This is a genomic window from Photobacterium sp. TLY01 (assembly GCF_021432065.1).
Classification (GTDB): Bacteria; Pseudomonadota; Gammaproteobacteria; order Enterobacterales; family Vibrionaceae; genus Photobacterium; species Photobacterium halotolerans_A.
On sequence record NZ_CP090365.1, the window covers coordinates 690,186 to 713,674 of the forward strand.

A 23,489-nucleotide genomic window follows, 5' to 3' on the forward strand; every position below is an offset into this window, starting at 1 on the left:
GTTAATTGTATGATTTAGCATGTTTTATTTACGATGTTGTAATTTTTTTGCCTTCATCAACAACATATTTGCTTTGGTTCTACTATGGTTTTTGACTGTCACGGGTGAAATATTCGTTGAAGCCAGATTTTGAATATTTTTATGAGAGTAACGGCTTGCTTCTCATGCCCGGCTGACGCTTTCCCTTGATAGTAGGCTTGCATGAAACGGCGTCGGCTTTGCTCTGCACGGCTGTGGCTGGGTCCCGTCGAATCTTCCGGAAAGAGCAGGGTTGCGCTGGACTGCGCATGATCGGCGGCATAGCTGAGATCAATCTGCAGATAGCCGAGCACCAGCATCCACAGGCGTGTGACCAGCATAAAATAGCCATGATGCTGGTTTTCAAACCGTGCCGCATGTTCCAGGCCAACTTGCTGAACGAACAGATCGCGCATGGCTTGGCTCTGACTGTCCGTACTCTGTAATTGCTCCAGAGCGGATAGATGCGTTTTTGTCATCAGCCCCAGTAAAAGATCGTCGCCTTTACCGTCTGGCCGTTGCTGTTGCAGTGTGGCAAATTCTGTATCGAGCTGGCTGAGCAGGGCGTTCAGGCTCGTGGTTTCAGACTCGGTAAAGTCTAAGCGTCTGAGACCCATAGCGGTCAGTTTCTGGCTGAATGAAGACACGGCAGCTCCCGGCAGTGAAGGTGACACATAATGTTGGGTGCCAGTATACGGTTTTAAAGCACAATTCCCAGTTGAACCGGTTCGCCTGATACACTGGCCACACGCGTACAGGTCTATCTACATCACAGGTAAGGAACAGAGTTATGGCGGCATTTTACGATTTTTCAGTCACCAGTCTGCAAGGCGAGGTCGTGCCATTGAGCACTTATGCAGGGAAAGTTGTGCTCGTGGTGAATACGGCCAGCAAATGCGGCTTTACGCCGCAATATCAGGGGCTGCAATCACTTTATGACACATACAGTGAACAGGGCCTGGTGATCCTCGGTTTTCCCTGTAACCAGTTTGGCCAGCAGGAGCCGGGCAACAGTGACGCCATCAGTGAATTTTGTGAAATCAACTATGGTGTCAATTTTCCGATGTTTGAAAAGGTGAATGTGAAAGGAGCCGATAGCCATCCGCTGTTTGCCTACCTGACCGATGCCTTACCCGGCCTGTTGGGGAAAAACATCAAATGGAACTTCACCAAGTTTCTGATTGGCCGGGATGGTCAGCCGATGAAACGTTACGCGCCGCTGACCAAACCAGAGGCGCTGGAAGCGGATATTCAAGCCGCCTTAAAATGAGCTTATTTGTCGGCCGGTTGCAGACTGGCCGACATGTATGATCGTCAGCTTGAGGTTGGAGAATTGGCCCGGCAGTCACTGATTTTGCTCAGCGCTGGTTGCATGGCTTCTATTGAGAGGCGAACGCGTTTTGCACCTTCGGTCTGCATGGTGCTCGTTTGAGTCAGGGAATGAATCGGGTGCTGTTCTGGCTGGCTGCATTGAATGGCTGAAATCGTGTTAAAAACACCCAGCGCGTAACCCAGACACAGGGACTCATTCTGATAAGTGCGCAGGCAGTCGTTCATGAAGGCTTGTTGCGCGTCGGCCGCTGCAACCTGGGGTGGTAAAGACAGTGCAAACAGGGAAGAGAGAGTCAGTGTTATTGTTCTGATTGATTTCATACGCACTTCCTTTCAATGATGTTTCATTCATTAATAGCAAAGTGCTGAAAATAAAGCGTGATTGGGCTCTCAGCCTCTATTGCTGTTTGATGAAGCTTTTGTGAAATGTGCATGATGCCGCAAAAATCTCCCGTCCAGAGCTCTGCTCAGGGCTTATAGATCTTCTCAAAGGATTTTTGGGGCGCGGCAAAGGCGTACTGATTGACATGATCGATCACGCTGATTTTATGATCAGCATGTTGCTTTTGGCTGAATGTCAGTAAACGCGAGATCGCGTTGTGGCGCTTTGAGCCCGGTTTTTGCTGCTCAAGATACTGATTCAGAAAATCAATCTGGACTGCGCTGTCATTAAAATAACCGAGAGAATCCTGCAGCGCTTTCAACTGCTTGATGTGCTCTTTCATGATTTTACGTGGAAATAACGGCGCAAAGTACTCCAGAAGATAGCGGAGCTTTTTGCAGGCAATTCTGAGCTCGTGAATGTGTTCGTCCGGATTCGCATAACCGATGGACTGACAGACACGCTGTGTTTTGTTGAAGTGTTTCCAGATACTTTTTTTGGCCAGGTGCAGGCAGGGTTTTTTACCTGCATCCGTCGGCTCAGTCTGCAGTTCATCAAGCAGACCAATAATCTGCGCACACTGCTGCTGATAATCGGCAGACTTCAGCCAGTCTTTGATTTGCTTCAGCTGGGCTATCCGCCTGTCCTGTAAGTCGTTAAAGAACAGGATCAGGCCCTGATGGTACTGATGATCCAGGGCATCGAAATAAGGTTCCATGTGACCTAAATACACATCCAGATCCCGCAGTTCATTGGTTTTCTGCATGAAGGTTTTCAGGGTGTTTTGGAGCATCTGCTTTTGCTGTGGCAGGAAAATGGCACTGAGCAAGCTGAGCAGGGCACGACAGCGCCGGAGTGACACGCGGTACTGGTGCAGGAACTCTGTGTCGTCGTCGCGGATCAGGCCTGTCTCGTGGCGTCGGGCATGCTGAAACTCGCTTTTGAGAAAGTGATAAGTGGGCAAGTAAATTGCGCTGTCTTTTTTCAGGGCCACGGACGCTTTTTTCCGCTGCGGTAAACGCAGTTTATCCCTTTTATTGACGCTCATTCCGATGACCTCCTCCATAACCATAGTCAGGGGCTGAATATCTTTCGATCTTGCCAGAGTCACACGAGCGCCGGTTTTGATTGTCCGGGCAGAGCGTGTGTTTCTTCTGCTGCCTGCTTCTGAGCAGTACTCCAGCGCATACGCCTATGTAAAGCTTTCTACACTATTTTTCAATTTTATGAAATGGCTTGATTTCATGGTGTCTCAGGTTCTTACGCTGTTCTCATTGCCTGTCATGAATTCGTCTCTCAGCCTGCATGAATGGCTGGCAAGCAGGCTTTACAAACTATTTTTACATCACGTTAACCTTAGTTTTACAACTGGCTTCTCAACCCCTCGCTGTGGTGCTAATTCTATAGGTAAGAAATCGCTGAACAGGCGTCAGCTAAGTAACCAATATGTGAGGATATACGGATGAGTGAAATGATGAAAAATCCTATGGGCACGGACGGCTTCGAGTTTGTTGAGTATACCGCGCCGACGCCAGAGGGGATTGCCAATCTGAAAAACCTGTTCCGGCTGATGGGCTTTGCTGAAATTGCCAAGCATAAACATAAATCAGTCTGGCTGTACCGTCAGGGTGACATCAACTTTATCGTGAACGGCGAACAACACTCTCAGGCAGCTGGTTTTGCCGGTGTGCACGGAGCAAGCGTGAACGCGATGGCGTTTCGTGTGAAAGATTCGACCCATGCGCTGGAACATGCAGTGAAAAACGGCGCGACAGCCTGTCCTGCTCAGGCCGGCCCGATGGAGCTGAACATTCCGGCTGTATACGGGATTGGTGAATCGCTGATCTACCTGGTTGATCGCTATGGCGAGCACGATATCTATGAGATCGATTTCGACTATTACCCGGATTATCAGGAGCGCCTGGCCAGTCAGGATGCTGGTTTACATACCCTGGATCACCTGACGCACAACGTGAAGCAAGGGAACATGGATCTGTGGGCGGGCTTTTATGAGCGCATTGCCAATTTCCGCGAAATTCGCCACTTTGACATCAAAGGGAAAGTGACCGGTCTGCTGTCTCGCGCCATGACCGCGCCATGCGGCAAAATCCGTATTCCAATCAATGAATCCAGTGACGACAAGTCACAGATTGCAGAATATCTGGATCAATACAATGGTGAAGGCATTCAGCATATCGCGTTGAGCACGGACAATATTTTCGAGACAGTGTCACGTCTGAAGAAGAACGGTCTGGCCTTCATGGATACCCCGGATACTTATTATGAAGGGGTAAACAAGCGTATTCCGGGTCATCAGGAAGATCTGGCGAAGCTTCAGGATCTGAAAATCCTGATTGATGGGGATGAAACCGGCATTTTGCTGCAGATCTTTACTGATACTGTCATTGGTCCTGTGTTCTTTGAAATTATTCAGCGTAAAGGTAATGAAGGCTTTGGTGAAGGTAACTTCCAGGCGCTGTTTGAGTCGATTGAACTGGATCAGATTCGCCGTGGTGTGATTCAGGTGCCGGATAACGCTTAACCGTCTCCGTTTACTGACTAAATTAAGAATATGAGTAAGCCCGCACGGCCAGGTGCGGGCTTTTTTGTTTGTCTGAAAACAGGTACCGGCATCCAACTTGGCGTTTCTCTGCTTCACTTACAGGAGTCGGATTCAGTTTTTTATCATCACCGGGAGCATCAGGAGAAGGGGATATGATGCGTTTGCTGACTCTGTTGCCTTTCCTGCTGGTGGCAGCCTGTACATCCTTGCCCGAGCCAATCCCGGACGCCATTCCGGCCCAGCAGCAAATCTACACCCAATCGCAGGCCGGTTGTGTGGATCTGCTCACCGACTTTAAGCGCACGGTGCAGCAACAGGGCGTGCAGGATGCGCAATTGGCATGGGATCCGAGATTTCCCCACCTGGCTTTCGACCGCTTCAGTCTGTCCTGGTTATTTGAGCTGACGGGCCGCGACAGCAAGCGCCAATGGCTGGACTATGTGTCACACCAGGCCGCTGTACAGCGGCAGGCGGAATATCAGAACCTGCCGGATAACTCAGCTTATGCGTTCAACCAGCTCGAACAGTGCGCGGCGCAATTGGTTAGTCAAAGTCTGTATCAGCCTGCGCTTTGGTCTGTTTTAATCGCGGAGCCGCCTCAGCCAGTGTCTGGTTATTCGAGCTGGCAACGGGTACTGGGTTTGTATCCGCTCACACAGCACCTTGCCAGACCTTCAGTCGACAAAGAAAAACGGCGCTTGATCAGCCATTTTATTCAGCCGGTCGAGGGGGATGCGATCCGGTACGCACCTGATGACAAGTCATCCCTGAATCGTTCACAGATACAGGCCTGGTTTCGCCAGGCAAGGGCGCGTTCAGCACTGTCATGGCCTCAGCTAAGCGCAGGGCAACAGCAGCGTCTGCTGAACCATTATGCGCCGGTGATTCAGGTCGAAACCCGCTCGCGGGATGACTTTCCCGGTCAGGTGAAATATGTCACGGCCAGTCAGCCTGCGGTCGTTTCCCGGAAACCGACTCTGTATACCCATGTCAGCTATACCCGCTTTTATGGTCAGACCCTGATGCAACTGAACTACAGCCTGTGGTTTGCTAACCGGACTGCGCGCTCCGGATTCGACCCTTATGCAGGCCGGTTTGATGGCGTACTGATCCGGCTGACACTGGATGCTGACGGCCAGCCATATATTCTGGACAGTATTCACCATTGTGGCTGTTATCACATGGTGTTCGCCCTGTCACCGACACTGCGATTTGCAGCAACGGACAACAAGGAGGAGTGGCCGGTTACCCTGCAAGTCTATGCCGGGCAACAGACAGATAAGCTGGGGGTCACCTTATCCGCTGGCGAGCATATGGTGAAAGACGTGCAATGGCTGCGGCATGATGTTCGCACGCGTTCACTGACTGTACTGCCTTACGAGCAGTTACGCAGCCTGCCTGCCGCCCCAAGTCAGAATAAAAGCCTGTTCAACCCACAGGGCATGTTACCGGCCAGTGTGCGGGCAGAGCGGTTTTATCTCTGGCCGCTCGGGGTGAAATCGCCGGGGACACAACGCCAGCTGGGCCATCATGCGACTGCGTTCATTGGCAAGCGTCACTTTGATGAAGCTTTTCTCTTTGAAACCTTTTTTAAGCGACCTGAGGAGAGGGCAGGAAGGCAGCAGAGGGATGGTCTGTGATCAACTCACAGCAAGCGAGCGCCTGGGCGCCCGCTGTGTCAATTGATTCTTTGTGGATAGCCTTCGGAGTATCGGCTTGTCAGGCTGTTTGGGATAATTAGCCCTGCAGTTCCCCAGCAGTGTCCGCCTGAGTCTGCAACCCGTGCCACTGGAAATGGTGGTTCGGTTTCTTACTGACCAGGCCTTCACCCATCATCCGGTGGAACACGGCATCGACTTCATCCGCTGAGAGTTTCAGCGCCCGAATAATGGCCCGCTTTGAGCAACTGACCGAATCAGAGGCCAGGGCTTGAACCACACGATCGTAGGGCGACAGAGGCGCCGCTTCTTCGGCACCAGCAGACTGAGATTCACGGGCAGCGTCAATGGCCAGTGTGGCGATGCTGGCGGTGTCCGTATCGTCGCTTTCCGGGTTATTTTCAGGTTTTGGCGGGTTGGAACCTGCGGCAGATTTCCTGACGGTCGTGTCGGAGACGTAAATCGCATGGCGCTGGTTAAATTGCTGACGAAAACGCAGCTCTTCACCAATCAGTCCGACAAAAAAAGCGGCAAAGAAATCCAGCAGAACCGAGAGGAAAATCACCAGCCCAAGTTGCGCGGCCTCGTTACTGACATTCAGGGTCTTGGCCAGACCGTCAATCAAACCCAGCACTGAGCCCTGGCTGACCACAGGCAGGTTGTCCCGCTCCATCGCCAGTGCTTGCTGCTGCTCACGCAGCTTGCTGTTCTCTCGCTGAATCCGGGTGACGCCGGTGGCGATACGCTCCATTTTGATGTACTTCTGCGCCGCTTCGTTATTCAGTTCGATCTGCTTTTCAATCGCGTCAATCTGCATGTTATAGGCGTTGATTTTGCTTTGCTGTACAGTGACATGGCTCTGGGCCTGATTGGTCGCACTTTGAATCCCGCCAACCGAACCGCCGATGGAGATCGCCGCCAGCACCGAGTAAAACGCAAACGCGCAGGCAGCGCCTGTGTAGCTGCGTCTGGCACGGCGTTCGCCAAATTCATACCAGGCGAAAAATTTACCCAGCTCGAAAATAACCGCCAGGCCGCCGAAGAGGATCTGCATCACCGGATTATCGTCGATAGACAAAAACAGCAGCAGTGAAAAAATGATGGAAGCCAGAATGGAAGCACTGGTAAAGCTGTATACCGTCCACATGGCGAACCGGCCTTTTGGAAAGCGAACAGTGCCTGGTCCGGGTAAAGCGTTGTCTGAAACCATAATCGTGTTTTATTGCCGGCAGGGCGTACAGCCCAGAAATAGAGTGATGAATGAGCGCGCTAGGATACCGGAAAATCCGGGGCACGCGGCATGAAAAAGGGCGCGATGCGTGTCTTGAGCCGGAAATTTGCACAGCGTTGTCATAACTGGTGAAAGCTTGTCCATCTCTGCGCTCAGGGCTTCACTGCCGCGTTGTTTAAAAAGTGATCGTGCTTCGGAAATGGCGCTGCGCAAGGCCTGAACCTCACTTTGTCGCTAAATGTTCACCTGATCTTGCCGCATAAGATTGATGCCAGAGTGGCGCTTCACTTTGGTGTGTATGACAAGAATGGCTATCAAGCCATCGGTTAAGACAAAGGAATACAAATAGTGACTCTTCCGAAATTCACCTATCACCCTGATCCGCTGGCGACTGGTGCTGTAGTGAAAAGCATGAAAGTGTGCGATTGCTGTGGCGAGGCGCGTGGTTATCTGTATAGCGGTAGTATTTATTCCCAGCGCGATGTCGAATGGCTGTGCCCCTGGTGCATCGCCGATGGCTCGGCAGCCAGAGAATTCAAAGCCTCTTATTCTGATGATTTTCCGCTGGACGGCGCTGGTCTGAAGCGGGAAGTCATTGCTGAGGTTTGCCAGCGTACGCCTGGCTATCAGTCCTGGCGTCAGGAAGTCTGGCTTGATCATTGTGGCGATGCCTGCGAATTCCATGGTTTTGCCGAACATGATGAGTTGAAAGCCTTAAGCGGACAGGCGTTACAGGCATTTCTGAGCCGTCATATGCTCAAAGCGAATTTATGGCAGGACATCCTGGATAACTACGAAAAAGGCGGCAACCCGGCAGTGTATAAATTCAGATGCCGGCATTGCGGTGACATTCTCTACGGCATGGATTTTCTTTGATTGTGAACACGGTGTTCTGATCAGCCCCGTAAAACTTTCTTGTTCTCCTTTGTATGGGGGAGGGGATTGTAGTGCTTCAGCAAACTCAGCACGATTCCTCCCCCTTTTCAAGGGGGAGGCCAGGAGGGGGTTACCGGGGGCACAATCTCCAAGCCTGTGCACGCTGCACGAACCCCACCCTGACCCTCCCCTTGACAAGGGGAGGGAACAGATCAGTCGCGGTAACCGGTGTGATCAGAGAAGCGTCATTGTCTACTTCTCATTTCTGTGGTTCGATGTTGTTGTTATGTTGCAAAACGGTTAGATTAAATGCTCTAACACAACATACTTGCCTTTGGGAGCCAACATGGACGCAATTCTTCAACACTACCCTGTCGTCACAGAAATTCCGGTGGCCTGGGGGGAGATGGACGCCCTGAATCACGTGAACAATGTGGTTTATTTTCGTTACTTCGAAACCGCCCGTCTGGATTACTTCAAAGAAGCAGCGCTGATGGACGATATCAAAGATACCGGCATCGGCCCGGTACTGAGCGAGACCAGCGCCCGTTACCGTCTGCCTGTCACGTATCCTGATACTTTGCTGGTCGGTTCCCGCGTCACCAAAATGGAAGATGATCGTTTCACCATGGAATACGAAATTTTCAGTCAGAAAATGGGCGCCATCACAACCCGTGGCACCGCTCAGGTTGTGATGTTTGATTTCAAAAACAACAGCAAAGCTAAAATTTCTCCTCAGCTCCGCGAAACCATCGAAGCGATAGAAGCACGCAAGGAATTACCCGCTAACGCTTGATTTGAGTAATGACATTGAATGAAAAAGAAAGACGCCTGATTCCGCTTCTATAATCAGAAGAAGGGCGAATAAGGAGTCTTTCATGTTTATTGCCACAGAGCACAAGATCACGGATCTGGACACGTTTTCGCAAAAAGCCGGCCCGGCGCTGGGGCAACCCCCTGCGGGCATGCGTTTACAAACAGCACTACTGGATAAAGACGAGCATTGCTGTCGCTGTATCTGGGAGGCGGATTCGGTAGAAAGTGTACAGAATTATCTTGAACCTGAGCTCGGCTCGGCATGCGTGACTGCGTATTACCTGCTCGATCCATATTCGGCCATCGGCTGAAAAGCCTGTCCGCCGCCGCAACTCAATAAGCTGCAAGCAGGAAAGTCCCCGAATCACCTTCTGAACACCGTGTTTGTCTCTGCGATTTGTTGATTCTCTTGCTACACCTTACTCCCCTGACCACGATATAGATCACCTTTTTGGTGCCTCTTACTGATAGTTCTGACGATCCCAATCACAGTTCATCTTTTCGCCTGCTGCAAAGAAATGAAACTTGATTAGAATTCGTCGAAACGTTTCGATGGCTTTTCCCAATTATAAAAAAGCCGGGAAACCGAAATGCCTCACTGCCTGTGTTGCGACAGATAAACCGATATTTTAACGACGTTAGAAGATTTTCCTGGCTCTTTCATGACGTGAAGCCAGTGATTGCCAAGTCAAGGTGTTGAAGAATGAAAAAAAGTACCCTACTGCACGCCGAGTTGTCCTATCTGGTTGCGACTTTGGGACATACCGATGAAGTGACCATCTGTGACGCAGGGCTTCCGCTGCCGCAACCGGTTCAGCGGATCGATCTGGCACTGACCCATGGTGTGCCTGGTTTTATCGAAACCGTTCGTACCTTCTTGTCTGAGTCGCAAATTGAAGGTGTGGTGATGGCGGAAGAATTCCGACAGGTCAGTCCTGCACTGCATCAGGCCATGATTGAAACGCTGCATGAAGAGCAAATGCGCAGTGGCCGTGAAATCACCGTGTCTTATCTGTCGCACGAGGCCTTTAAGGCACGCACGCATCAAAGCCGGGCCGTGGTCCGGACCGGGGAATGTACTCCGTATGCGAACGTGATTTTTCAGGCCGGTGTGGTGTTCTGACCACTGCAATCATTGAGGACGGCGTATGACGCAAGCCATTTTACAGCTCAGTGACATTGAAAAAGCCTTTCCGGGCGTGAAGGCACTGGATAAAGCCAGCCTGAATGTCTATCCGGGACGGGTGATGGCACTGATGGGAGAAAACGGTGCCGGAAAATCGACCCTGATGAAAGTCCTGACCGGGATCTACAGCAAAGACGCGGGTAGCATTCACTATCAGGGGCAGACTGCGGCGTTCAAAGGGCCGCGGGATTCCCAGCAGGCGGGGATCAGTATTATCCATCAGGAACTGAATCTGATCCCTGAACTGACGATTGCCGAGAATATCTTTCTCGGTCGTGAATTCACCGGTCCGCTGGGCCGCATTCAGTGGGGCCGGATGTACGCTGAGGCCGATCGGCTGCTGGCCCGGCTGAATGTGAAACACAGCTCGAAAACCTTACTGGGTGATCTGAGTCTGGGCGAGCAACAAATGGTCGAAATCGCTAAGGCGCTGTCGTTCGAGTCGAAAGTCATCATTATGGATGAGCCGACCGACGCGTTGACGGATACCGAAACCGCCTCGCTGTTCACGGTGATCCATGAACTGCGCGCGCAAGGCTGCGGCATTGTGTATATCTCGCACCGCCTGAAAGAAATCTTCGAAATCTGTGACGACATTACCGTCCTGCGGGACGGCAAATTCATTGGGGAATGCCGGGTGGCCGACACCAATGAAGACGGCCTGATTGAAATGATGGTCGGTCGAAAACTGGAAGAGCAGTATCCGCGCATTGCGGTCCAGCATGGCGAAACCTGCCTTGAGGTCATGGGCCTGACCGGCTCCGGCGTTCACGAGGTGAGTTTTACCCTCAAACGCGGGGAGATTCTGGGCATTTCTGGTCTGATGGGCGCAGGCCGGACAGAACTGATGAAGGTGATTTATGGTGCCTTGCCAAGCGAGCGGGGCGTGATCAACCTGAACGGCAAAACCATCAATCCGGTCAGCCCACAGGACGGACTGGCCAATGGTATCGCGTATATTTCGGAAGATCGCAAAGGCGATGGCCTGGTGCTGGGCTTGTCGGTGAAAGAAAACATGTCCCTGTGCGCGCTGGCACAACTGAGCAAAGGCGTTCAGATCCAGCATGGCGATGAAGCCATCGCTGTGGAGGATTTTATCCGCCTGTTCAACATTAAAACGCCGGGTCGGGATCAGATCATCGGCAATCTGTCGGGCGGGAATCAACAGAAAGTGGCGATTGCCAAAGGTCTGATGACCCGGCCAAAAGTCCTGATTCTGGATGAGCCGACACGAGGCGTCGATGTTGGCGCTAAAAAAGAAATCTATCAGCTGATCAATCAATTCAAAGCCGAAGGCATGAGCATCATTCTGGTGTCTTCCGAAATGCCGGAAGTTCTTGGCATGAGTGACCGGATTCTGGTGATGCATGAAGGCCGGATCAGCGGCGAATTTGATGCAAAAGATGCCGATCAGGAAAAACTGCTGGCCTGTGCTGTCGGCAAAATGATTAACGGGGAAGCCGCATGAGTACCAAAACCTTGAGTCAACCGACCGAAACCCGCGAGAAAAAGTGGTTCAGTAAAGCCTGGCTGATTGAGCAGAAATCGCTGATTGCTCTGCTGTTACTGATTGCTGTGGTGTCCTTTCTGAATCCGAACTTTTTCACCGCAGATAATATTCTCAATATTCTGCGCCAGACCTCGGTGAACGCCATTATCGCGGTGGGCATGACGCTGGTCATTCTGACGGCGGGGATCGACCTGAGCGTCGGCTCGGTCCTGGCGTTATGCGGCGCGTTTGCCGCCAGCCTGATTGCGATGGAAGTACCGGTATTGATTGCCGTGCCGACAGCGTTGCTCGCCGGGGCTGCATTGGGTGCTGTCAGCGGGATCATCATTGCCAAGGGCAAAGTGCAGGCGTTTATTGCCACTCTGGTCACCATGACGCTGCTGCGTGGTGTCACCATGGTGTACACCGACGGTCGTCCGATTTCGACTGGCTTCACCGATACCGCGGATGCTTTTGCCTGGTTTGGCACCGGCTATGCACTGGGAATTCCGGTGCCGGTCTGGCTGATGGTGGTGGTGTTTGCAGCGGCCTGGTATCTGCTCAATCACACCCGTTTTGGCCGCTATGTGTATGCGCTCGGCGGGAATGAGTCGGCGACCCGTTTGTCCGGTATCAATGTGGATCGGGTGAAGATCGGTGTGTACGCGATCTGTGGTCTGCTGGCCGCACTGGCGGGCATCATTGTCACCTCGCGTCTGTCTTCGGCACAGCCGACGGCGGGCATGGGCTACGAACTGGACGCCATTGCCGCTGTGGTGCTGGGCGGCACCAGCCTGATGGGCGGGAAGGGCCGGATTATGGGTACTCTGATTGGTGCGTTGATCATCGGCTTTTTGAATAACGCCCTGAACCTGCTCGATGTGTCTTCTTACTACCAGATGATTGCCAAAGCAGTTGTGATTTTGCTGGCTGTGCTGGTGGACAATAAAAACAAGTAAATCCAGAGGATTTACGAACAACAAGAGAGCCGGGTGACGTGTACCGGTTCCCCCTACACAAAGGATCATGATGATGAAAAAACTGGCAACGTTAATCTCTGCTGCACTGCTGACCTCCACCGTTTCTGTGTCTGCACAGGCGCAGGACACACTGGCGATTGTGGTCTCCACGCTGAACAATCCTTTCTTCGTGACCATGAAAGACGGTGCGGAATCCAAAGCAAAAGAGCTGGGTTACGACCTGATCGTACTGGATTCGCAAAATGACCCGAGTAAAGAGCTGTCGAATGTGGAAGATCTGACAGTTCGCGGTGTGAAGGCGATTCTGATCAACCCGACGGATTCGGATGCCGTATCAAATGCGATTCGCATGGCAAATCGCTCTGATATTCCGGTTCTGACCTTGGACCGGGGTGCCAGCCGGGGTGAGGTGATCAGTCATATTGCGTCTGATAACGTTGCCGGTGGTGAAATGGCAGGCAAGTACATCATGGAAAAAGTCGGTGAGCAGGCCAAAGTCATTCAGCTGGAAGGCATTGCCGGCACTTCGGCGGCCCGCGAGCGGGGCGAAGGCTTTATGAAAGCGGTGAAGGGCAGTCAGATGGATCTGCTGGCCAGCCAGCCTGCTGATTTCGACCGCACCAAAGGTCTGAACGTGATGGAAAATCTGCTGGCGGCAAACCCGGATGTACAGGCTGTGTTTGCGCAGAATGATGAAATGGCTCTGGGTGCGCTGCGCGCCGTTCAGGCGTCTGGCAAGCAAGTCATGATTGTCGGATTTGACGGCACAGACGACGGCATTGCTGCGGTGAACCGCGGTAAGCTGGCGGCGACGATTGCACAGCAGCCGGATCAAATCGGTGCGCTGGGCGTGGAAACCGCGGTGAAAGTGCTGAAAGGTGAGTCGGTGGAAAAATACATACCTGTACCGCTGAAAGTGGTTGCGAAGCAGTAAACATTAGGAATATACCCTCCCCTTGGCAAGGGGAGGGTTAGGGTGGGGTTCGTGAAATGTGCACAGATTTGGATTGTGTGCCCGAGTAACCCCCTCCTAGCCTCCCCCTTGAAAAGGGGGAGGGACAGTACAGCGTTTGCTGCACGCACTGAATATTCCCTCCTCTTGGTAAGGGGAGGGGCGGTACAAGAGTTTTAGTGGATTAATGTTCGGCCAGGATAATGCTATGAATAAATTAGTGGTTTTAGGCAGTGTGAATGCGGACCATGTTCTTCGCGTACCTGCTTTTCCCCGTCCGGGTGAAACGCTGCATGGTCGCGATTATCAGGTGATTCCCGGTGGAAAAGGCGCCAATCAGGCGGTTGCGGCAGCGCGGCTGAACGCAGATATCGGCTTTATTGCTTGTGTGGGCGATGATGCATTCGGTATTCATATCCGGGAAAGCTTTAAGCACGATGGGATCAATACCTCTGGCGTCAAGATGCAGCCGAATTGCCCGACCGGTATTGCGATGATTCAGGTGGCAGACAGTGGTGAAAATACGATCTGTCTGTCACCGGAAGCCAATGCGCAGCTGACAGCAGAGCGCATAGAACCTGATTTGGAAAATATTCGTCAGGCGCGTTTTCTGCTGATGCAACTGGAAACACCGCTTGAGGGCATTGAACGGGCAGCGAGTGAAGCAAAAGCCCATCAAACCAATGTCATTTTAAATCCCGCTCCTGCCCGGGAAATACCCGACAGCCTGCTGGCATGTGTAGATGTGATCACCCCGAATGAGACAGAAGCAGAAGTGCTGACCGGAGTGACGGTAACGGATAATTCGTCTGCTCAGCTTGCGGCGGACGAATTGCACCGCAAGGGCATCGAAATCGTGCTGATTACGCTGGGTGCAAAAGGTGTCTGGCTGAGCCAGAATGGACGGGGTCAGCTCATTCCCGGGTACAGAGTCGATGCCGTGGATACCACGGCGGCAGGTGATACCTTTAACGGCGCGCTGGTGACTGGTTTACTGGAAGAAATGTCTTTAGAATCAGCCATTCGGTTTGCACATGCCGCTGCTGCTATCTCCGTCACCCGCTTTGGTGCCCAGACGTCTATTCCAACGCGTGCTGAAGTGGATGCGTTTCTGGCGGAGCGTTTCGCCATCATTGATTAATCACACAGGAAAAATACATGGCCACGATGAAAGATATTGCAAGACTGGCAGGCGTGTCGACTTCAACTGTGAGCCATGTAATCAACAAATCGCGTTTTGTCAGCGACGAAATCGCAGAGCGCGTTAACCGGGCAGCGAAAGAACTGAACTATGCGCCTTCTGCGCTGGCCCGCAGTCTCAAAGTCAATCGCACCCAGACCATCGGCATGCTGGTCACAACCTCTACCAACCCATTTTTCGGTGAAGTGGTCAAAGGGGTGGAACGCAGCTGTTATCAGAAAGGGTATAACCTGATTCTGTGTAACACCGAAGGGGACAGTGAGCGCATGAAAGCATCCATTGATACACTGCTGCAAAAGCGCGTTGATGGGCTCCTGTTGATGTGTTCGACACTGGAAGGTGAGCAGATAGACGTTTTCGAACGCTATCCAGATATTCCTGTGGTGGTGATGGACTGGGGCCCAATGTCCTTTGCCAGTGATAAAATTCAGGACAATTCTTACCAGGGCGGTTATCTGGCCGCCCGATATCTGATTGATTGCGGTCACCATGAGATTGGCTGTATTACCGGCCCTTTGATGAAACATCAGGCGCAGATCCGTTATGAAGGCTTTAAGCGAGCACTGAATGAAGCCGGACTGGCGTTTCATCGTGATTGGATTGTGGAGTCTGATTTTGAATCTGAAGGCGGTTACCAGGCTTTCAACAAAATTTTTGCCAGCGGCTCGTTACCCAGTGCCATTTTTGCGTGTAACGATATGATGGCGATGGGGATCATTAATGCCGCGCATGAAAAAGGGATTCGGATCCCGGAGGATCTCTCCCTCATCGGGTACGATGATATCCATATCGCAAAATTTATGACCCCATCACTGACCACCATTCATCAGCCGAAATACCGCTTAGGGCAGGCGGCTGTCGAGACTTTGCTCAAACGCATCAATAAAGAGATCACCGAGCCACAAGTAGTACAGCTGGAACCGACACTGGTGGTACGAAAAAGTGTACGGCGCGTCGGAAACTGACGGCATCTGCAATATGCTCAGGATGAATCAGGCTGAATGATAATATCAGCCCGATGATATTTACGATTTTGCTGCTGTGTGTTTCTGTGCCTGATAGTGGCGCGGCAGTGACAAAATCTCTTGGATAAAGATCAGATAAAACACTGGCATCATCAGGAGCATGACAAAGATATAGCTGCACTGAAAGCGAAATGGCATCGGTCGTTTTTTTCCCTGATCGAAGAGGGTTAAACCGGACACAAAAAAGAAACCGATGGCATACAGTGTTGCCGCCATGCCAAGGACCAGATAAGCCGAAAAGAACAGAGAGAGCAAGCTTTCCATTTATCACCCCATTTCAGTGGATTATTTTGATTAAATTTCAATTAACCAGAGCGTTATTGGAAACTTTATAAAAAATAAAGAACAATGAACGAGAAACACTGAGAACAATGAATGATATGCAACTTGATTTCTATTTGGTTTAGATATTTTTGCGGCTCACTTCAAAAATTCCTCTGTTGTTCCCGTCTATTGAGCGAAAAACAGAGGCCAGAAACGAAATCCGACAGGCAAACAGCGTCTATCCTTTTGCTTTTTGAGAATTTTTAATTGGAAATGCGGTGAACGGCTTCATCTCTTTCAGTACAAACATACTCTGCATTTCTTTAATGCCTGGTAAACGCCGTATGGTTGACATCGCGAAGTCGGCATAGGAATCGAGATCGCGGGAAACAACCTGAATCAGAAAGTCGGCATCACCGCCTATGCTGTAACAGGCAACAACATCTTCCAGTGCGGTCACTTCTTCCTCAAACTTTCTGGCTTCCGATTCGCTGTGACTGTCAATGGCCACCCGAACGAATACCATCACGCCTAAGCCAATCTTCCTCCGGTCCAGAACAGCCCTGTACCCCTGAATGATGTCATCCTCTTCCAGCTTACGGACTTTACGCCAGCAGGGAGAAGACGACAGGCCGATTTTATCTGCCAGTGCCTGATTGGTGATACGTGCATCATCTTGCAAAAGGCTCAGGATCTTAATATCTGTCTGATTCAGCATTGATTTGGTCAATTTTTTTCTCTCAAGGTGCCTATTAAGCAAGACTCTACCTTTTTTAGCTTGAATGTGAAGCGATATAGGTAACACATTTCTGATTATAAAATGCATACTATTTCACACTGTGTGATTGATCGACCTGACAGAGAGGCGGTTTACTGGCGTCGTGAGTCACACAGTTTTCTGCAGGCATCTGCTGATCTTTGAAACGGTATCAATAGAAAGATAATTGATTGAAAGGAATATTTTCATGTTAGAGACAACGCAAATCCTGGCATATATGTCAGCACTGATGCTGGCGGCAGCGATCCCTGGCCCCGGCATGACAGCCTTGGTTGCGCACAGTGTACGTGGCGGTGCGGTGACCGGATTTACCATGCTCAGCGGGTTAATTCTGGGGGATTTAATTTATCTGTCTTTTGCCGTGTTTGGCCTTGCTGTTGTTGCCCATAGTTACGGCGGCTTGTTCACTGCAGTCAGTTGGTGTGCCTCTCTGTATCTGGCGTGGTTATCCTGGCAATTCTGGAATCATAATCCGGAAGCCATCAACATCGATCAACAGACGAATAAGCGTGAATTGACGGCAGCCTGGCTATCCGGTTTAACGATTACTCTGGGGAATCCGAAAACCATCGCTTTTTATCTGGCCATTCTGCCGCTCGTGATCACCCTGGATGCTGTGTCTTTCCAAACCTGGGGACTGCTTTTAGTGCCGCTGACTGTATTGGTTCTCGTCTTTGTCGGCGCGGTATTTATTGTTGGTGCGCTGAAAATCCGGCGTTTTCTCGCCAGCGCTCAGGCACAGACCTGGCTGTTTAAGGGGGCGGGAGTCATTATGTTTTTGGCCGCTGTCAGTATGACGGCACGCATGGTCTGAAGCACAGCCCTGCTATATGTCAGGTAAACTCTGGGTCAGGTAAAACTGGGCCAGGTAAGCACTGGCTTTGAGAAAAGCAGGAAAACGGGTCACGCATAAAAAAAGACCTCATCAATTTGATGAGGTCTTTTTGATCAGGCTAAGGTTTCAGCCAGTCTGATTATTTACCCGCAATACTCAATCCGCTGAAACGAATTTTGGGTGCGAAGAAATCACGCTCGTAGTCATTTTCAAGCTGATTACCGACCGCATCAATCGCTTTGATCATCTGGTAAAAGTTACCGGCGACTGTGATGCCACGGACTGGCTGGATGCGCTTGCCGTCACGACACAGAAAGCCACTGGCGCCGAAAGAAAAGTCGCCGCTGATGGCATCTGCGCCTGAGTGTACACCTTGCAATTCAACCAGTTCCAGATATTCACCTGCAGTGACTTCGGCGTCATTGCTCCGGCCTTCGGCAATCACCAAGTGGCGTGAAGAAACACCCAGTCCCCCTTTGGCTGAACGGGCAGCATTGGCGGTATTGGCGATATTGAAGTAGCTGGCGGTATGGCTGTTATGCAGCAGGCTCTGCAACTGACCTTCACCGATCAGTATGGTGTCCTGCGTGGCAAAACCTTCGCTGTCGAAGGCTTTGATGGCAGAGCCGCCTTTGACATAGGCCAGATCACTGACCGTCAGCAGCGAACTGGCGACTTGCTGATGCAAAGCGTCGCGCCACGGGTTAATGCCTTTCATGGCTGACTGACCGGACAGGCACATGCCAAAGGCGCCAAACAGGCTGCTCAGTTCACTCAGATTGAAGATAACTGCATACTTGCCAGTCGCGACAGGGCCGCCGTCCAGCAGTGCCAGCGCCGTGTCGACGCCGTGATTGATGCAATAGTTCGGGTCAAGCTCGGCAAAGCGGCGTCCGGATGACATGCCACCATGCATGGCTTGTTTGCCATCCTTATCAATCAGTGCATAGGTGTAACAGTAAGTGGAACGTTCCTGATGCTGGCAGAATGCACCATGTGTATTGGCCAGCATGCTCAGGCTGTCGGATTCACCAAAGCCATTGTAAGGCGCACTTTTAGCCCCTTTTTCAATCACGCCTTTTTCCAGCGCCAGCGACAGTGCGATCTTCTGCTCGATATCGACATCGTCTTGCTGATAAATCTCAGGTGAATCCGTGGTTAAGCGGCTGTTTTTGGCCTGGATACGCTGATGGGCATCTGCTTTGGTGAACTGCGCGCTTTGCAGTGCCTGCTCAACCATGAGCTTCAGGCTGTCAGGATGCAGGGATTCCGAGTAGCTGGTAGCGACTTTGTCATCTTTGACAACGCGGACGCCAATCACCTGACCGGACGTGACTTTGTATTCATCCAGTTCGCCGTTGTTGGCTTTCAGTGACAGGTTATGGCTGCTGCTGGCAAGGACATCGGCTTGGGCACCGGCTGAGGTTGCCAGTTCCAGGACCTGTTCCATGGCGTGTTGCAGGGTATGTTGATCCGCCATTAGTTACCTCCCACCAGAATATTGTCTACTTTTAATGCCGGCTGGCCGACTGTCGTTGGAACTGAGCCGCTGACTGAGCCGCACATTCCGGCTGCCAGTTCGAAATCCTGTCCGACCATACTGATTTCTTTCAGTACCTTCGGCCCGGTACTGATCAGGGTGGCGGATTTCAGCGGACGGGTAATTTTGCCGTTTTCGATCAAATAGGCTTCCTGCACCGCGAAGTTGAACTCGCCCGTACCTGGCTGCACAGAGCCGCCGCCCATTTTCTTGGCGAAAATGCCTTTTTCGACGCTGGCGATCATCGCATCCAGGCTGCTGTCACCCGGTTCGATGAAGGTGTTGCGCATGCGGGAGGTCGGCGCGAACTTGTAGGATTCACGGCGTCCGGAGCCAGTCGGTGCAAAACCGGTTTTCTTTGCACCCATCTGATCGACCATAAAGCTGGTGAGTCTGCCGTCTTTGATCAACTGGGTACGTTGGGTTGGCATGCCTTCATCGTCAATATTGATAGAACCCCATTCATTTGCCATGGTGCCGTCATCTACGGCGCTGACTGCAGGGTTGGCAATCATTTCGCCCATCTGGTCATGGAAGACTGAGGCTTTTTTGGCTACCGAAGTCGTTTCAAGGAGGTGTCCGCAAGCTTCGTGGAAAATTACGCCGCCAAAGCCGTTCCCGATGATCACTGGCATTTCGCCTGACGGGCAGTTATCGGCCGTCAGCTTGATCATTGCCTGTTTCGCCACTTGCTGGCCCAGCGATGTGGGATCGATGCGGGTGTTAAATTCCCAGCCGGTCAGTGCCCCCGGTGCTTCAAAGCCGGTCGATTGCTCGCTGCCGTCTTGCGCGACAGCAGTCGCAGCAATGCGGGTGTAATGTCGGGTGTCACCGGTGTGCAGGCCATTGGAGTTAAAAATTTCCACCTGCTGCTGACGTTGCAGAATACGGCCAATGAACTGGGCGATTTTATCGTTTTCGGCGCGGGCCGCTTTGTCGGTGGCACGCAGGAAGGCGATTTTAGCTTCCAGATTGGCGTCTTGCGACAGAGGCTGACGAACAGGGTGTCTGTCGGTCAGCTGGCTGAAATTCAGTGCGGATGCCTGCACGATTTGATCGCGGTTATCTTTGGCAGCCAGCAGACTGGTCACACGTTTCAGTTCTTCTTCTTCTGTGCTGTTGGTGTAACCGTACAGCACTTTGTGGCCGAAGAAGAGACGGATGCCGATGCCAAAATCGATCCCGCCGTTGATTTTATCGACATCACCGGCATTGAACTCGACAGAGCCTGACTGATGGTGCTCGACGAACAGCTCGGCAAAATCGGCGCCGAGAAACAGTGCATGGTCGATGACGGCTTTCGCCGTTGAGGGGTTTAGCATAATTGCTCCTTGCGTAAATTCAGGTGGCAAGTTGATCCCAAAGCATTGATAAATAATAGTCGGTATCAGGCTTTTTTTGTTAAAGAGACCAGAATCTCTTCTAACTCATCCCAAGGCAGTATGTCTTTATCAATGACTTCAATGCGGGACTCAAACCCTTCCAGAGTGAGTTCATTCACTGAGACTACCCGATTGACCACATTAAACGCAAAACATCCGCGCTCGGTGTTGACCACGGCTTTCACCCGCTGGGCATTGAGGTTCGTAAACAGAGTAAACAGCTGGGAAAAATCAAACTGCAGATCGGTTGCAAAGAACCAGCCGCAACTGTGGTAGCCCTGGCCATGGTTTTCTTTGCGGATAAATGTTTCACCGGGAGCCAGCTCTAATCCCGGCAATGGTGCGGCCTCGTCGTCATGATGATGGTGATGACTGTGCGCGGCTTGACGTGCAATGCGAGGCTGTTCCAGCAGCGACAAGTCAAGCTGCCCTTGTTCCACCTGAGTGATCATTTGTTTGGCAGGCTCGCACTCGCTGGCGTATTGCTCAAACATCAGTAAATCGTAATCGCTACAGGCATCAATTTTATTGGCAACCAGCACATCGGCCAGCGCGATCTGATCCTGAAAATTCTGGTTGTCGGTATACAGGCTGTCTGAAAACTGACGCGGATCGACCAGGGTGATCGTCGCTTTCAGATCGATGTATTTGGCATAGCTGTCAGAGGTCAGTTTATTGATGATCTCCTTCGGGTGACCCAGACCTGTGGGCTCCAGCAGCAGGCGATCCGGCTTTTGGGCCAGCAGGGCATTGATACCCACCGACATCGGCAGTCCGGCAACACAGCACATACAGCCGCCCGGCACTTCTTTGACGATGGCGCCTTGCTGGTCGAGCATGGCGCCGTCGACACCTACGTTACCAAACTCATTGATCAGGATGGCCCACTTCTCATCGGCGGGTTTGCGCGCCAGCAGCGACAGTATCGCGGTTGTTTTACCGGCACCCAGAAAGCCGGTGATGATATTGGTCGGGATAGGTTTGCTGATAGTCATTGAGAATCCGTTTTACCGCATCACTAAGTTAGGGGTCATCATACTGTATGGCAGGCCGTGAATTGAAGGAAACTGTGTGGGTTTCTTCGGCCTTGGGTCAATCCTGTCTGCTGAGTGAAGCAAAAATGGCCGGTCTGTCAGTGTGTTTGTGTGCCGGTCATCCCGGGTGAAATCCTTTTGCTACCTTTGGAATTTGCGGCATATGCTTAATCAATAATGATGATAGAACAGCCGGTGGCAAATTCAGTTGCCCCGGCTGCGGTATTCAGTCGCACCCGTGTCAGGAGTGGCCCATGAATGGCGAGCTGTTTGAATCCCTGCCGATTACTCTGATCTTTGTCGGCATTGCTTTGCTGATGTTGCTGTTCTGCGAAATTGGCTTTCAGTTTGGCCGTCATGCTTTTGCCCGAAAAGATAGAGACGTTCCCGGTCCGCTTGGATCCATGGTGGGCGGGTTGCTGGGGATGCTGGCGTTCGTGCTCGCGTTTACGTTTTCCATTGCCTCTTCTCAGCACGAAGTTCGACGAGGTAATGTGCTTGAGGAAGCCAATGTGATCGGCACCGCTTATCTGCGGGCGGATCTGTTGGATAAATCCTCTGAACGTATCGTGAAAGAATTACTCAAATCTTATGTCGATATCCGACTCGACGCGGCCAACGGCGGTGATATCAATGAAGCATTGAGAGAATCACTCGTCATCCATCGCCTGCTTTGGGATGCAGTTTCAACGGCTGCCATTGCCCATCCAAGTCCACTGACATCGCTGATGGTTCAGGCGACCAATGACCTGATCGATATGCATGAAAAAAGGGTGACAGGAGCATTACGGAGCCGGATTCCTGCCAGCATCTGGGTAGCCCTGGCAGCCATTACAGCACTCGCCATGATTGCGCTGGGCACGCAAGTGGGTTACTCCGGTAAGCGACGGCTGATTGCAGTGATCCCGCTCCTGCTTGCGTTTGCGGTGCTGGTGACGCTGGTGGTTGATCTCAACCGGCCGCAAAGCGGGTTAATTAAGGTAAGTCAGCAGTCGATGGTTGATCTGCGCAACGGCATGGATGGGGACAAGCCCGGCAATTAATGTCTGGTTCTGTCCTCGAAAGGTGGCTGGAGTGGTGATTGTTTTTGCTCTTGGTGGCTGAGCGTGCAGATATGAAATCGCGTTGGTATGTCGCGCTTTTTTTGGCGAAAGTCTCACCATTTTCGGATGCGCGCCAGATACCCTTTGCTGGCACAAATGTATGGTCCGGGCCGATTTTAGACGCTACCGGCACCGACAACCTGAAAATTCGTCCTGAATTTTTCCCTGGTTTGGGGGATTACTGAAATTAAAAATTCAATATCTGGTATGAACGAGACAGAGATTGTCTGTTTCAGTGAAACCACTCACTGAATATATTCTATTTTATGCATATGATGTGCGACATGAGCAGTCAGACAGCGGCGTGAAACGTATAATCCTTGTCTCTGATGCAAAGCCGCGTGTGCTGGCTGTGTGATACAAAGAAAAGAATAGGGAGTTGTTCGTATGGAAAGGGACGTAGTTCAGGAAATTTTTGCTGTTGAGGAAAAACTGAAGGCTTCAATGCTCAGCTCAGATACTGGTGCATTAACTGATTTGCTCTCCGATAGTCTGGTATTTATTAATCATTTTGGCCAACGGGTATCAAAACAAGATGATATTGCCTTGCACCGTTCTGGTCTGTTAACCATTGATTCTATCGAACTGTGTGATCTGCAGGTGGTGCCGCAAGGAAATATCGCTTTGGTTCATGTAAACGCAGACATTCAAGGGAAATATGATGGCGCTGTAGCCAATGGTGTTTTTGCTTTCTCTCGCGTTTGGCTGAAGCAAAACAACCAGTGGCAGCTCATTTCAGCGCAATCGACTATTATCTCGTAACAGATAAAGATTAGAGTCGTGTAGTTGGCACTTTATCTGGTGTTGAACAAGTCCGAAGCAGTATTGGTTAAATGGTAAGAGG

The 23,489-nt window shown here is 51.4% G+C and carries 25 protein-coding genes; 16 read left to right on the top strand and 9 right to left on the bottom strand.

What is annotated here, in order from left to right:
- Positions 1–98: 98 nt before the first annotated feature.
- Complete coding sequence (locus LN341_RS18625) at positions 99–665, bottom strand: hypothetical protein (RefSeq protein ID WP_144409019.1); 567 nt, start codon at positions 663–665, stop codon at positions 99–101.
- 143 nt (positions 666–808) lie between these two features.
- Here LN341_RS18625 and LN341_RS18630 point away from each other — a divergent pair, with 143 nt between their 5' ends.
- A complete protein-coding gene (locus LN341_RS18630) occupies positions 809–1,288 on the top strand; it encodes a glutathione peroxidase (RefSeq protein ID WP_046219984.1) in 480 nt (159 codons plus the stop codon).
- 44 nt (positions 1,289–1,332) lie between these two features.
- Here the strand turns inward: LN341_RS18630 and LN341_RS18635 are convergent, their stop codons facing one another.
- Both LN341_RS18635 and LN341_RS18640 read right to left on the bottom strand, forming a co-directional pair.
- Positions 1,333–1,671: a hypothetical protein gene (locus tag LN341_RS18635; RefSeq protein ID WP_234205135.1), complete on the bottom strand. Its 339-nt coding sequence runs from the start codon at positions 1,669–1,671 to the stop codon at positions 1,333–1,335.
- Positions 1,672–1,817: 146 nt separating this feature from the next.
- Positions 1,818–2,780 carry a CHAD domain-containing protein gene (locus LN341_RS18640; RefSeq protein WP_046219982.1) on the bottom strand — a complete coding sequence of 321 codons (963 nt, stop codon included), beginning with the start codon at positions 2,778–2,780 and terminating at the stop codon, positions 1,818–1,820.
- Positions 2,781–3,194: 414 nt separating this feature from the next.
- Here LN341_RS18640 and hppD point away from each other — a divergent pair, with 414 nt between their 5' ends.
- A complete protein-coding gene (gene hppD / locus LN341_RS18645) occupies positions 3,195–4,274 on the top strand; it encodes a 4-hydroxyphenylpyruvate dioxygenase (protein WP_046219981.1) in 1,080 nt (359 codons plus the stop codon).
- Positions 4,275–4,447: 173 nt separating this feature from the next.
- Positions 4,448–5,935: a hypothetical protein gene (locus LN341_RS18650; RefSeq protein WP_234205137.1), complete on the top strand. Its 1,488-nt coding sequence runs from the start codon at positions 4,448–4,450 to the stop codon at positions 5,933–5,935.
- A gap of 97 nt (positions 5,936–6,032) precedes the next feature.
- Here LN341_RS18650 and LN341_RS18655 read toward each other — a convergent pair whose 3' ends face one another.
- Complete coding sequence (locus LN341_RS18655) at positions 6,033–7,100, bottom strand: bZIP transcription factor (protein ID WP_234206657.1); 1,068 nt, start codon at positions 7,098–7,100, stop codon at positions 6,033–6,035.
- Positions 7,101–7,532: 432 nt separating this feature from the next.
- Here LN341_RS18655 and LN341_RS18660 point away from each other — a divergent pair, with 432 nt between their 5' ends.
- From LN341_RS18660 to LN341_RS18700, 9 genes are all read left to right on the top strand, one after another.
- Positions 7,533–8,060 carry a CbrC family protein gene (locus LN341_RS18660; RefSeq protein ID WP_234205139.1) on the top strand — a complete coding sequence of 176 codons (528 nt, stop codon included), beginning with the start codon at positions 7,533–7,535 and terminating at the stop codon, positions 8,058–8,060.
- 346 nt (positions 8,061–8,406) lie between these two features.
- Positions 8,407–8,856, top strand: a complete 450-nt coding sequence (locus LN341_RS18665; RefSeq protein WP_046219977.1) for a thioesterase family protein — start codon at positions 8,407–8,409, stop codon at positions 8,854–8,856.
- 82 nt (positions 8,857–8,938) lie between these two features.
- Positions 8,939–9,187, top strand: a complete 249-nt coding sequence (locus LN341_RS18670; RefSeq protein ID WP_234205141.1) for a hypothetical protein — start codon at positions 8,939–8,941, stop codon at positions 9,185–9,187.
- Between the two features lie 392 nt (positions 9,188–9,579).
- Positions 9,580–9,999, top strand: a complete 420-nt coding sequence (gene rbsD, locus LN341_RS18675; RefSeq protein ID WP_234205142.1) for a D-ribose pyranase — start codon at positions 9,580–9,582, stop codon at positions 9,997–9,999.
- Positions 10,000–10,024: 25 nt separating this feature from the next.
- A complete protein-coding gene (gene rbsA / locus LN341_RS18680; RefSeq protein ID WP_234205145.1) occupies positions 10,025–11,530 on the top strand; it encodes a ribose ABC transporter ATP-binding protein RbsA in 1,506 nt (501 codons plus the stop codon).
- Entirely contained in the window at positions 11,527–12,510 is a 984-nt protein-coding gene (rbsC, locus tag LN341_RS18685; protein WP_046219973.1) for a ribose ABC transporter permease, read from the top strand. Before rbsA ends, rbsC begins: the two co-directional genes overlap by 4 nt.
- A 73-nt stretch (positions 12,511–12,583) precedes the next feature.
- Entirely contained in the window at positions 12,584–13,465 is an 882-nt protein-coding gene (gene rbsB, locus LN341_RS18690) for a ribose ABC transporter substrate-binding protein RbsB (RefSeq protein WP_234206659.1), read from the top strand.
- 226 nt (positions 13,466–13,691) lie between these two features.
- On the top strand, positions 13,692–14,624 hold the full coding sequence (rbsK, locus tag LN341_RS18695; protein WP_234205146.1) for a ribokinase: 933 nt from the start codon (positions 13,692–13,694) through the stop codon (positions 14,622–14,624).
- Positions 14,625–14,641: 17 nt separating this feature from the next.
- Complete coding sequence (locus tag LN341_RS18700) at positions 14,642–15,649, top strand: substrate-binding domain-containing protein (protein ID WP_046219970.1); 1,008 nt, start codon at positions 14,642–14,644, stop codon at positions 15,647–15,649.
- A gap of 60 nt (positions 15,650–15,709) precedes the next feature.
- On the opposite strand, the gene LN341_RS18705 is transcribed toward LN341_RS18700, so the two are convergent.
- Both LN341_RS18705 and LN341_RS18710 read right to left on the bottom strand, forming a co-directional pair.
- The gene (locus LN341_RS18705; protein WP_234205148.1) at positions 15,710–15,973 is read right to left on the bottom strand and encodes a hypothetical protein; all 264 of its coding nucleotides are present in this window, start codon (positions 15,971–15,973) and stop codon (positions 15,710–15,712) included.
- A gap of 238 nt (positions 15,974–16,211) precedes the next feature.
- Positions 16,212–16,703: an Lrp/AsnC family transcriptional regulator gene (locus tag LN341_RS18710; RefSeq protein ID WP_234205150.1), complete on the bottom strand. Its 492-nt coding sequence runs from the start codon at positions 16,701–16,703 to the stop codon at positions 16,212–16,214.
- Positions 16,704–16,938: 235 nt separating this feature from the next.
- Between LN341_RS18710 and LN341_RS18715 the strand changes: the two genes are divergently transcribed.
- Complete coding sequence (locus LN341_RS18715; protein WP_234205152.1) at positions 16,939–17,565, top strand: LysE family translocator; 627 nt, start codon at positions 16,939–16,941, stop codon at positions 17,563–17,565.
- Positions 17,566–17,725: 160 nt separating this feature from the next.
- On the opposite strand, the gene LN341_RS18720 is transcribed toward LN341_RS18715, so the two are convergent.
- From LN341_RS18720 to LN341_RS18730, 3 genes are all read right to left on the bottom strand, one after another.
- Complete coding sequence (locus tag LN341_RS18720; protein WP_234205154.1) at positions 17,726–19,066, bottom strand: TldD/PmbA family protein; 1,341 nt, start codon at positions 19,064–19,066, stop codon at positions 17,726–17,728.
- Positions 19,066–20,448, bottom strand: a complete 1,383-nt coding sequence (locus LN341_RS18725; RefSeq protein WP_046219965.1) for a TldD/PmbA family protein — start codon at positions 20,446–20,448, stop codon at positions 19,066–19,068. The genes LN341_RS18720 and LN341_RS18725 overlap by 1 nt, the downstream gene beginning before the upstream one ends.
- Positions 20,449–20,513: 65 nt before the next feature.
- Positions 20,514–21,503 (bottom strand): GTP-binding protein, encoded by a 990-nt coding sequence (locus tag LN341_RS18730; protein WP_120512298.1) that lies wholly within the window; start codon positions 21,501–21,503, stop codon positions 20,514–20,516.
- 293 nt (positions 21,504–21,796) lie between these two features.
- On the opposite strand from LN341_RS18730, the gene LN341_RS18735 reads away from it, so the two are divergent.
- The 3 genes from LN341_RS18735 (at position 21,797) to LN341_RS18745 (ending at position 23,407) form a co-directional block, all read left to right on the top strand.
- The gene (locus LN341_RS18735) at positions 21,797–22,585 is read left to right on the top strand and encodes a hypothetical protein (protein ID WP_234205156.1); all 789 of its coding nucleotides are present in this window, start codon (positions 21,797–21,799) and stop codon (positions 22,583–22,585) included.
- Between the two features lie 38 nt (positions 22,586–22,623).
- Positions 22,624–22,830, top strand: coding sequence for a hypothetical protein (locus LN341_RS18740; protein ID WP_046219962.1), 207 nt, complete (start codon positions 22,624–22,626; stop codon positions 22,828–22,830).
- 202 nt (positions 22,831–23,032) lie between these two features.
- Positions 23,033–23,407 carry a nuclear transport factor 2 family protein gene (locus LN341_RS18745; protein WP_234205158.1) on the top strand — a complete coding sequence of 125 codons (375 nt, stop codon included), beginning with the start codon at positions 23,033–23,035 and terminating at the stop codon, positions 23,405–23,407.
- Positions 23,408–23,489 lie beyond the last annotated feature (82 nt).